Source organism: Kribbella sp. NPDC104740 (assembly GCF_055583505.1).
This window is the reverse complement of sequence record NZ_JBVJNV010000002.1, coordinates 910,260-921,623: the sequence shown is the minus strand read 5'-3', so window position 1 is coordinate 921,623 and position 11,364 is coordinate 910,260. Positions and strand designations below refer to the sequence as shown.

The 11,364-nt window shown below is 65.6% G+C and carries 4 protein-coding genes, 1 tRNA gene and 1 pseudogene; 4 read left to right on the top strand and 2 right to left on the bottom strand.

Annotation, left to right across the window (positions count from 1 at the left end; translation table 11 throughout):
* Window positions 1-232 precede the first annotated feature (232 nt).
* Window positions 233-305 (top strand) — tRNA-Arg (locus ACZ6Z4_RS13840).
* A 1,052-nt stretch (window positions 306-1,357) separates the two neighbouring features.
* On the opposite strand, the gene ACZ6Z4_RS13835 is transcribed toward ACZ6Z4_RS13840, so the two are convergent.
* Complete coding sequence (locus ACZ6Z4_RS13835; protein ID WP_465562566.1) at window positions 1,358-1,741, bottom strand: hypothetical protein; 384 nt, start codon at window positions 1,739-1,741, stop codon at window positions 1,358-1,360.
* Window positions 1,742-1,776: 35 nt separating this feature from the next.
* Between ACZ6Z4_RS13835 and ACZ6Z4_RS13830 the strand changes: the two are divergent.
* Window positions 1,777-2,216: pseudogene (locus ACZ6Z4_RS13830) on the top strand (PHP domain-containing protein); the annotation flags it as partial.
* Between the two features lie 322 nt (window positions 2,217-2,538).
* Here the strand turns inward: ACZ6Z4_RS13830 and mobF are convergent.
* Window positions 2,539-6,117 carry a MobF family relaxase gene (gene mobF / locus ACZ6Z4_RS13825; RefSeq protein ID WP_465562565.1) on the bottom strand — a complete coding sequence of 1,193 codons (3,579 nt, stop codon included), beginning with the start codon at window positions 6,115-6,117 and terminating at the stop codon, window positions 2,539-2,541.
* 900 nt (window positions 6,118-7,017) lie between these two features.
* Here mobF and ACZ6Z4_RS13820 point away from each other — a divergent pair.
* Together ACZ6Z4_RS13820 and ACZ6Z4_RS13815 are read left to right on the top strand one after the other, a co-directional pair.
* Window positions 7,018-7,215, top strand: coding sequence for a hypothetical protein (locus ACZ6Z4_RS13820; RefSeq protein ID WP_465562563.1), 198 nt, complete (start codon window positions 7,018-7,020; stop codon window positions 7,213-7,215).
* Between the two features lie 1,345 nt (window positions 7,216-8,560).
* The gene (locus tag ACZ6Z4_RS13815; protein WP_465562562.1) at window positions 8,561-11,332 is read left to right on the top strand and encodes a hypothetical protein; all 2,772 of its coding nucleotides are present in this window, start codon (window positions 8,561-8,563) and stop codon (window positions 11,330-11,332) included.
* Window positions 11,333-11,364: the final 32 nt, after the last annotated feature.

Here is an 11,364-nt window from a genome sequence, read left to right as displayed (position 1 = left end):
TCGAGAGGTGGCTCGCGACGCGACGCTAGGCCTTCCGCCAAGGGTGGCGCGTACGTGAGCACCTCGCCACGCCACCTTCGAAGGGAAGGGAGCGGCCAGATGTGGATGTTTCTACCTCCTGCAGTTGAGCCCAAAGACAGTCCTACGAACCCCGTCCCCTGCGGCCAGGAAGACATCCGAGTGAGCCCGCCGCCATACTCCGTGGCGCCGGGGAACCGGCTGCCGGCAGGAGGCCTCGCAATCTGATGCTCCATCAGGACGGCTTCCTGAACCGTGCGTCGCAGGTTCGAATCCTGCTGGAGGCACCGATCAAAACCGCAGGTCAGGCGCTTCCATCTTTGAACGTCAGCCAACGTCCGCCACCCGCGTGGGGCTACCTGGGGGGACTGCTGGCGACACAGTCAACAGACGAGCCTCCAGGGCGTCGCGCAGACCAGACCAGCCGGTGATAATCGCGACCATCACCGCGCGAGCGTGCGAGTATGCCTCGTCGTCGTGGGCTCCTTCCCTGATCACGTGAAGTCCGATCTACTACTGAGATCACAGAGGGCGAGCTAGAGGGGCGGCGTGGCGAGCCGAGAGCTGGAACCGCAACATACGTCGGTGGCCCTGGCCGGTGCCCGGCGGGGAGACGGAGGTCGTACCGCCGCAGATAGACGGGCATGCGGTAGTGCGGCTGGGTTGATGCGTGCGACACGCGGACTGGTCTGGGACTATTCCTGGGCTCCGTCGCGGCCTGGGCGATCATCTCGGGGCTGGCTAGCGCGGAAGTGGCCCTGGGAGCTATATGGCGAGCACGCACCCAGGCCGACGTACTCCAGCTGGCGCTCAGCGTCGTCGCCGCTGGCGGCGCCGCGATCGCCTTAGTAGTGAACTATCGCCGCCAGGAGTACCTGAAGCGCGACGACGCCGGCAAACGCGACCAGTTCGATGTTCACCGAACGGTTGGGCGCCGCCGCCCAGCTAGGCGACAACGGCCCTGCGGTCCGACTCGCCGGCGTCTATGCAATGGCGGCCTTGGCCGACGAGTGGGCCACACGGCGCCAGCAGTGCGGCGACGTTCTATTCGGCTACTTTCGCCTGAGGAAAGCTCGCCAGCGGCCGCTCGTGGTACGCAACGCCCGCATCCGACACGCGGCACGAACCAGCGCGGCGCTGGACTATAGCCCCTCGTGACATGACTCGTGACATGAACTCACGTCAACTGGGGTGGTTCTAGGCGCCTCATGCGAGTGACAGCGCAACTGGCGCTGCCTGAAGGGGGCCGGTGGTGCGTGTGACGTGGCTCTCATAATCCCTCTGGCATGGGTTCGAGCCCCAGTCACCAACCATCCAATCGCTGCTCAAAGATCGGCGGTTATAGGGCCTCCTTGCTGCCTGGTCGAAGAACGCTGCCGGGGATCCAGGTAATGTGGCCGTCTGCGTCGCGGACTCGACCGAGCCACTGGCCGTCTTCGAAGATCCAGGCGTCGAGGACGCCGGGGAGCCAGCCGCTCGGATGCTCCACCGGTTTGGCGGGGTTGACCAGTCGGAATCCTTTGGCGGGTCTTGGCCTGTGCGCATCGAACTGCAGGTCGAGGTCGGCTTTCATCCGCTCTGCCGCGCCGGCGTCGGCGAGTCCGCTGGCGCGCCAGCCGTTGACCGCGCCGTCCCATACTCCGTAGGTGCCGTCCCCGTCGTTCGACGGTCGCACCGTGAACCGTCCAAGCCTGGGACCACCGTAGCCCATCTTCGAACACATGTTCTACTCTTGGCGGCAACGGGAGAGGACACGGGATGGGCTACAACAACCCTCCGGTCAAGTGGTCGGAGTTGGAGCGGCGGCTGTCGAACCGGTCCCGGCCGGGCAGCGACGGCGGTCGGCCCGCGGCCGGCGACGGCGGCGATTCGCCGGCGTGGTCGCAGCATCGCGGGCCGTACATTCCGCCTGAGGAGGGTGAGCCGGCGGTCGAGCGGGCGGCGCGGCTGCGGGCGGAGGCGGTTCCGTACGCCGAGTTGCACGCTCACTCGACGTTCTCGTTCCTGGACGGTGCGTCGCAGCCGGAGCGGTTGGTGGAGACCGCGGCCGACTTGGGTTGCACGGGTTGGCGTTGACCGATCATGACGGCTTCTACGGAGCGGCGAGATTCGCGGAGGCAGCGACGGCGTTCGGCGTACCGACGGTGTTCGGGGCGGAGTTGTCGCTGGATCTGACAGGTCCGCAGAACAAGGTCGCACGGACTGCCGCCGCAGTCATCGTGCGAGGCCGCGTCCAAGGCACCGGCCAGGTTGTCAATCGCAACGCTGAGCACTTCGAACCGTTGCCCTTGGCAGCCAAGACCAAGTCTCGAGACTTCCGCTGATTCGTAGTGCGCTCTTCACCAGCTGGGACGCACGTCTCGACCCGCGCATCGACTGCTGAGCGGAATGGCGGCGCGTAACGCCAAGGCTGAGGGGTGCGCCGAGATGCAGTTCATCAAGGCAGCTTAGGTGTGTCTACTGCCTGCCGGGCGACGTCGCGGAGCTTGGTCCTGACATCCGCTGCTCCCCGACGTGGTCTCACGGATGCTGGGCGAGGTTGGGTGCGGTGGTTGGTGACGCACCTGCCCTCAAACGGCCATCGATGGGCGTCGAGCCATTCACCTTGCGTGCCAGCCGAGCGTGGATTAGACGCTGTTCAAGCTGACGGCTGGGTGGAACGGGGCCGAGGGGATCGGCTCCTTCTACGCCGTATCTCTCACGGTAGGCAGCGACATCGCGGATTGCCTCTGCGCGCTCTGCAGGGGGCCGGTTGGTGAGCTGCTTGACGAGTGATTGGTGCCACGGTTGTCCATGTTCTTCCGCCTGCTCACCCAGCCGATCAGCGCGTTGGCAGATGAGGGCTTCGAGTTCGCGTAGTGCTGCGGTGAAGGCGGGATCAACGGCGGTGGTCGACGGATGTAAGAGGCCGGCGACGTGCGGCGCCGGTGGCCGTCGACGCTCTGCTCGGGAGACCAGACGCTCGAGGCGGGCGTGAAGAACCGCTGCGAGATCGCGGGCGTTGTTGAGGTCGGCTTGGTCCACCGCTCGATGAAAGGCGTCTTCGGCATCCAGGCCGGCAGCTTCGGCGCGCCGTAAGGCGGCTAGGAGAGGACCGTAGGCGGATGAAGAGCGGAGCTCGGCGCAGGCGGCGGTATCGAGACCGGACGTGTCGATGGTGGAACGGTAGCGCTGGCCGGCGGCGATCTGGCGGAGGTGTTCGTGGATGGGGATGAGACGGTCGAGACGGGTGGTGTTGTCGAGCTCCTGACGCATGGTTTCGTGGGCGGATTTCTCGATGCCGTCGTTCTTGAGGATGGTGTCGAGGATCTCGTACATGGTTTCGGGGGTGTGGGGTTCGTGCATGTCGCCGGGGGCAACGTGGGTTGCCACGTAGGCGTGGTTGTTGTCGCGGCCGCGGGTGAGGCCGACGTAGAGGAGAGCTCGGGTCATGCGTTCGGTGACGACCAGGTGAGCGGTGTCGACTGTCGCGCCTTGGGCTCGGTTGACTGTGGTCGCGTAGGCGAGTTCGATGGAGTTGGCGACGTAGGCGGCTGGCAGGGTGATGGTGTCATGGTTCGCGTCTTCGACGGTGAGGGAGCCGTCGTCCCAGCGGCGCAAGACGGTCCAGGTGGTGCCGTTGCGGACGAAGTTGTTGTTGCCGTAGGCGAGGTGGCGGTTGTTGAGGCGGGTGACGATGTGGTCGCCGAGGCCGGCTTCGGTGCCATCGTGGAGGGGGACTCCGTCGGGTTCGACTTCGCCGGTGGTGATGCGGTCGAGCCGGGCTCGGGTGTTGAGGCGGGTGACGGTGGTGTTGTCGGCGGCGATCAGGAGGCTGGTGCGGCCGGCGCGGGTGTCGCTGAGCCAGGCCGTGTAGGCATTGGTCTCGCAGTCGTCGGGTGAGCCGGAGGACAGCCGATGGTGGTCGTCGTACAGGTCGATGACGGCTGGTTGCCCGGCGCGGAGGGCCAGACTCGCTTCGCGTTCCCACGGGTGGGTGAAGCGCCAGACCTCTCGGAGACTTGCAGCCTCGGACTCTTGGGCGATGAGCCGGAAGGCGCCGCCGGTGTCGACGGCGCCGAGTTGGGCGTCGTCGCCGACGAGGAGGAGCTTGGCGCCGGCCTTGGAGGTTTCGCGGGCGAGGGTGGCGAGTTCCATGGTGCCGGCCATGGAGGCTTCGTCGACGATGACGAGTTGGTTGGGGCGGAGTCGCCAGCGGTCGGCTTCGGCGCGGACGGCGGCGATGCCGGCGAGCAGGTACTGCTGGCGGCGTTTGCGGCGTAGTCGTGCGGCCAGGTTGGCGGCGCGTTCGAGGTTGGCGAGGCGTTGGTTGCGTTGTTCGGCGCCGAGGCCGACGGCTTCGTGGATCCATTTGGCGAGGTTGTCGGTGGGGATGCCGATGCTGCCGGAGAGGACTTCCGCGGCTGCGCTGGATGGCGCGATTCCGGTGACCGAGGATGGGCCGTGTTCGCGTGTCCAGGCTGTTTGGAGCGCGGCGAGCAGGCTGGTTTTGCCGCTGCCGGCTGGGCCGACGAGGGCTTCGAGTCGCTGTCCGCTGCTGAGCAGACGGGTGAGGACCTGGCGTCGGTCGTGGGTGAGTGTCTCTTCGAGTTGTACGGCGGCGGTGGGGCCGGTGCGGTCTTTGGCCAGGTCGAGCAACAGGCTCTCCGCGCCCAGCACGACGGGAGAGGTGAAGACCTGACCGTTGTGGATGCGGTAGACGCTTTCGCCGTCCGGGCGCTCACCGGGGAGGTCGACGAGGTCGGGCGGGGTGAGGTTGATCGAGTGCTGTTCGGCGCGATCGGCGATGGCTTCGAGGGTGGCGATGCGATCCTCGGTGGTCGCGAGGCGGAGGAGGCGGGTCTGGCGTGCGGCCTCGGCCATGATGTTCCAGCGAGTCCAGGTTGCACGCTTGCCTTGGAGAGCGAGGACGACGGTGGCACCGTAGGCGTCGAGGGTGTCCGGGCTGAGGTCCGTGCGGGTGAGTAGGCGGTCCGGTACGTCGGCTCGGCAGTCCGCGAGAAATGCTCGCGCGTCGGTGCCGAGGGCGAGATCTGCCCGCCTTCGCCAGTCCGCCATCAGGGCCGCCAGTGGTTTTGCCAGGTGCTTGGGTGGGCGATTCATGAGGGTGGCCTGTTGGCGCAGGACGTACATCTCCTGCGCTGAGGCGGTCGGTCGTCCGGCGAGCAGGAGTTCGAGGTTGGCCTGGATCTGTTCTGAACGGGACGAGAACTCTTCGATCAGCTCGTCGGGAACTCCAGTGATCTCGAACGCGGGGTTACGCTGTGGACCGCGTTCTCGCATCTCCCACTGCAGACCCAGTCGGCGAGCCAGGCCGTCGGCGAGCAGAACGTTGTGGATCTCGGACAGGGCGACCGCTGAGCGAAAGATGACCCTGCCGTCGAGTGTCTTCCACTGACCGTCTGCGCTCTGCACGCGGTTCGCGATGACCATGTGGGTGTGCAGCTGTGGATCGCCGCTGCGGCTGTCCCAGTGGTCGAACGCGGCGGCGATCACGCCTCGGGTGGGGATCTGAGCGATTCCTCCGTCGCCGGTTCGGGTGAATGCGGCCCGCTTTTCGATCAGGTCGAGTACATCGGCAATCGCGTCGCAGTGTGCCGCGGCGATCTGCTCTTTGACGCCGACATCTGCTGTTGCCCACAGCGCTGAAACCGACTTGGCGGGGGAGAAGGTAAGGTCGAATCCGGCGACGGCCTGGCGGCCCCGTGCGCGTGTTTCGGTACGGCGGATGTCGTTGATCGCGTTCGCCTTCACGTCCTCGGACAGGTCTCCTGGAAGGTCGGCGATGCGCGTGCGGATACGGTCTTCGAGAGATGGGTAGATGCGATAAGGCGGGCCGAGTTGGTTGCCGTTGACCGGGTCCTGCGCACGGCCGAAGAGTGCGGCCATCTGGGCTTCGGTCACCTCGTCGCCGGGCTTGATCTCGCCGTCCCCGAGGCCGGAAAGGCCACTTCCTGCCCATCGGCCGGGTGGGTAGCCGTCGGCGACGTAGTACGCCGTGAGGGGCGTGGCCATGCGGCGGTCGCCGTCCGCTGCGGCGATGTGCTTGATGAGGTATTTGTAGCCGTCTCCGGCGCTGAGTCGATGGATGCTCAGCACTCGGCGGGCTCCGCCGGCTGCACATCTTGCTGTCGTTGCAGTAGCTCGATCTCGCGCTCGAGTCGAGCGACCTTGGCGGTGATCGCATCGATTGCCTCGAGCAAAGAGTGCGGCTCGACCGCACCGGACACTCCTGAGTGGGTCAGGTAGCAGACAACTGATATGCGGAGATCGTGGAGCTGTCGCTCGGCCGAGGACGGCTTTTCAGGCGGACTCGTCTGTAGGAATTGCTTGCGTCGCCATCCGCGTAGTCGGCAGAGATCCGAGCAGAAGCGGTGGCCGGATCGGCGTCGGGGGAAGGTGGTTCCGCACTCAGCACAGACGCCTGCTGGCTGTCGAACGATGGGCGTCGCACCGGGGAAGCGGTCTCGCATACCGGCTCAACGGCCCGAGCTCCCGACCACCGACATGCCGTTTCGGCAGCTGAAACGCCTTGAATGCAAGAAGTGTGTCGGTTCTTCCCTCTTCCACCTGGCTGCGGCCTCACCATCCTCCTACCCGCTTCCACCTGCCTTTTCAATCGGCGCCTCGCGGCAGCGGCTCCTGCAATCGGCGCCGGCGGCAGCCGTTGAACGCACGAGCTCGGTTCTGAGCTGGGCGGGGGGGGGGGGGGGGGGGGGGGGGGGGGGGGGCCCCCCCCGCTGGGGGGGGGGCGGGGGGGTTCCCAGGGAGTCGCCGGATGGGGGCGGAAGGAAGGGGGGTGGGGGGGTGGGGGTGTTTTCTTTTTAGATTGGGCGGCGGAGCGAGGGTTCTTGTTTTGGGGGGGGGTGGGTCCCCCCCCCCCCCGCCCCCCCCCCCCCGCCCAGTGACGGTTGGCACGGAGTTATCCACAGATATCAGCCGGCTGGCCGCAGCACCCGCGAATCGACGAATCCTGTTGGCGACGAGAAGGAGCACATCTTGAACACCACGATTCCGATCAACGACGACGAGGACCGCACGCAGGTCGTCGACCTGGTCACTCGGGCCGAGGCCGCGGTCGAGGCACTGGAGATGAAGTCGCCGGACGGCAGCTGGGCGATGACCGCGTTCAGCCGGTACCGCGTGTGCGAGCACCAACTCTCGCCTGTTGGGAGTCGAGCGCTGCGATTTAGCTGATCGACTCCTCATGACGCCGTGAGGTGCGCAGGACTCCGCCGGAGCGACTGAGACCGTGTGAGGCACCACAGGTGCGACACCTCAATCTCAGCGCTCCGGGCAAGATCAGGATCTGCTTCTATGGACGCGGGGGTTGGTCGTTCTGGAGTTCACGCCCGGATTACTTCTCGTGTTGGCCAGCCCGCCACCCCACCCGGCTCGCCTTGTCGTCCGTCTTGTCGATCGAGGCGGAGGTGCGTCCCGACGATCCGATAGGGAGAGGTGGCCTGGCCATGTCAACCCTCCAACCTGTTCGATGGTTGGCTGCTCAACGGCTCCGTTCGGAGCGACGATGCAGCGCAGTGTGATGTGACACACGTTACGGTCTGGTGGAGGCCTTGAGATGCAGCCGGGAGGCCGATCCTGTTCCAACTGTCTCCGCCGCAGTAGCCGACCCTGCGCCGCTGTTGCCTTGATCGCCGTACGAGTTGTAGGCCAGCATGCACCTCGTTGCCTCGTTGCCTCGTTGCCTGGCGAGGTCCTGGGCGGCGAACCACTCGTTGCCTCGTAACGACCTACCGCGTACCCGTCGAGCTGCTGGCGAACTGTATCTGCGGGTAAAGCGGTTCCAGCCGAAGCGGAGCGCGACCCCGAACATCCGTGAGAACACACGGATGACCAGTTGCCTCGAAGCCACTTGCCAATGGCAACTGTTCGGACGTTTCGTCGCATATGCGACCCTCTCGGGGGCCAGGTGCGTCGGTTGCCAACCACGATAGCGAGAGCGAGCGTTGATGTATCACCGGCTGGCAGCCGCGCTGTCCCTCTGGCAACCCCCGGATTGGTCGTCACGCCGGCATCGAGCTAACCAGCCCGATGGCAATGTGGACACTACAACCGCGTCGTTGACTGCTACGGCTCGATCATCGCCGCAGCGATGTGGTGACCCGCGGTGTGTTCTCTCACAACGAAGGTAGCTTTTCTCGATCTTCACGATGAACGCAGGTGACAAGGTATATGCCGTCAGGGCGGCCGCTACTACCGGAACGGCAACCGCGCCATAGGCATCAGAACAGCAGTTACCTGATGATGCAGAACGCCCGCGCTCAGGCATCCGTCATCTTGCCGTCGACCGAACGTTCGAGCCCCTCTACGGTAGCCCTCGGCATCGGCGGCGGGCCCCTGCCTGGTAGTACAACTCGAAGGCCTCAGCGCTGGGACCAAATGAGCATTTGATTCACCCCGGGGCCGCTGCCGCCCGAAATCCGTTGTAACGCCGGACCCCCTCCTGGCGATATCCAGTTAATACTGAACGGTGTTCCGCGAGGGGGGATCCGCACATCGTGCGGATTGCTGGGGTGTAACTATGGGCAGATGGGACGACACGCTGCGGCGTGTCGACGAACTGAATGTCGCGGCTAGGCCCGCCGATGCGCAATCGTTGCTGACCGAAGTCATCATGGAATCTTCGGGTGATGAACTGTGTCAACTAGAAAAACAGTTCGAGTCCGCGCTCGCGTTGTTCTTCCCGAAACGCCAGGAGAAACTGAGGAGAGTTTTCCAGGAACGCCGCGCGGATCTCGCGCCGACTGAGGTCGAGGACTACGTTCGGCCCGAAGCCGTGTCGAGTTTGACAATCACGGCGACGGTCGAACATATCTGTTTCCTCAATCGGACGGCTCAGCCGAGCGCCGCCGAGCAGGAATTCCGCACCCTGGTGCGATCCCTGGACCCGGCAGACATCGAGCGCGAGTCCGAGCAGTTGAACCTCGCGTTGACGACATTTCTCCCCAAACGCCGGCGCGTCCTTACCGAACTTCTCGACACGACACCGGCCGGATCCACGGCGTCCCTGCCCGACGTGGGTACGGTGGCTGCCGAGCAGGCGCCACGCTCCGAGGCCGGCGGCGCGCGGCAGTTCGCCACGCCGAGACCGGTCCCCGCGCCACCGAAGTCGAGTGCCGCCATCAGGATCCGGCCGCCCGCAAGCCACCCGCCGCACGACGGATCCGAACGGGCCCCGCTGGCGTACTCCAAGAACCGGCTGAGCGAAGACCTGGACAACCTCGGCAGTCATCACATCTTCCAATGGGCCACGTTCTACCGGGACACACTGTCGGCGTACTTCGATGATTTCCTTATCGAGATCGGATCGACCGAGAAACCCGCACCGTGGCTCAATCTACTCAAAGCCAGTCTGAGCCATCACGCCACCGCGATCTTCCAGCGCGGGTATCAATACCAACTCGACCACAACTCCGGTCGCTCGAATTATGCCGTGATGAAGTCACTGGCCGGCGTGCAGCGCTTCCTCGACCTCCCGCTCGAGTTCTACTCGACACGCCTGGCCGAGGCCCATCAGGGCGGCACCGCACGCCATTTGCGCCAACTGTGTTCCGCGATGGCGTCAGGGATCCTGATCGGTTACTCCAATGCAAAACTCGACCAGTTCGGGAAATTTGTCCTGCCTCGCTACTCAGGCTCCTGGGTGCACGTCCTGCCGTTCCTGACGTCCGACGATCTCAGAGAACTGCTGGGGAACCTGCGCCCAGGAGTCCTCGTCGACGGCATCCACGACGCGGTCCTCCCGTTCGTGAGCGCGCTGGACGCCCTGCTCGTCAAGGACGTCGACGGAGCGCCCTTGCCGGCGCTGTCGCAGTACTCCGATCGCAACCGGCGCCTGGAGGTCTCGCTGCAACTGCCGCCAAAGTCGGTGGGCTCGCGCCGCGTCGAAGTTCTGTGCTACCTCGAGGAACGTCACGTGGACCGCCTCCTGATCGAGGAGGCGGCGGGTCGGGCGGTCGGTGCCGTGATCGCGCCCCTGCGAGCCGACCTCCGGGTCGAACTGCTCGGGGCGGAGCGCCTCTCCGACATTGTCGTGCCGACAGATGGCGGCGGGCCGGAGCCGCAGACGAGGTTGATCGCCTTACTCGAGAGTGTGATCGACGAGACCAGCGCGACGTCCAGCAATCGCCCGATCGACTTCAACTATGCCGCGTACTTCCCCCTGCACAGCCCGTTCCTGACGCGGTACAGCCATGTGTACCGCACGAGCGTCCGCAGACTGCTGCAATCCTTCGAGCGTCGCAACGGAGCACGGCTGTGGTGCAGTGTGCGACGCAGCGGGAAAACTACAGCCTGCGCTTCCGACCTCGGCTCGACCTCCGCGCAGTCCGTCGTCGTCGCCCAGACGTGCGACTCCACCGGCCAGGCGCCGGACGAGGGTGTCTTCTACCAGCGGATCCAGGAGGCGCTGGAACGCCGAGACCGGCTCGACGCGGATTTCGTCACTACCGCGGTCACTGAGTGTCTGCTGGCGCCGACGGACGCCCGGATCGTCCTGGTTCTGGATGAGTACGAGACCCTGTTCGGTGCACTGCGGACCGCCATGGACCGGGATCCCGGACTGCGCTACACCGTCGTCCAGCCACTGCTGAACCAGCTCGTCGCCTTCACCCGGGACAACCTTCTGATCTTCGTCGGGCAGCGGCCCGACGCGCACTGGATCCTCACCGACCAGAACCAGCTGAGTCCAGTCGTGATGCAGGACGCCTTCCCGCTCTTCGATCACGGCCTGTCGTACGGAAGCGTAAGTGAGTTTCACGAATTGGTGCAGAAGATGATGAGCGGCCATGTCGCGCTGGATCCAGGCTTCGTCGACCAGGTGTTCAAGGAGTCCGGCGGGCACCCGTTCCTGACCGGCAAGCTGCTCGTCTCCTTCTGGAACTGGCTGATCGAGAACCGGCGGCCGGTATCCAGCCTCGCACCCGTACGACCCGAGTTGTTCGCGGAGTTCAAGGCAACCTGTCTCGGGCCCAGCGCGGTCGCGCACAACCACCAGTACGAGATGTTCAGGCGGGCGGCAGCGGATCACCTGTCCGCGGTCGGCCGGGCAAAGGAGCCGTGGCTGCATTCGGTCTATGCGCTGTTGCGGAGCCTTGTGCTCTCGTCACCGTCCACGTTCTCGGTCACCTACAACCAGTTCACTGAACTCGCGGCACGCACCAGCGACCTGGTCCTGCCCGAGGACCTGCTCTCGACGGCGACCCGCGCCAACTTCCTGGTCCAGGAGGGCGACGAAGTGCGCCCCCGGATCCCCTTGCTCGGTCGGATCGCCGCCGCGGTCCGGCCCCTGTAGGCGCGATGTACTCCGTAGACCCGGCACCGAGT

What these genes read in the sequence shown, in the direction of transcription:
- ACZ6Z4_RS13835 (WP_465562566.1), bottom strand. Translation starts at nt 1,741, where the DNA reads ATGTGTTCGAAGATGGGCTACGGTGGTCCCAGGCTTGGACGGTTCACG.
- ACZ6Z4_RS13815 (WP_465562562.1), top strand. Translation starts at nt 8,561, where the DNA reads ATGGGCAGATGGGACGACACGCTGCGGCGTGTCGACGAACTGAATGTC.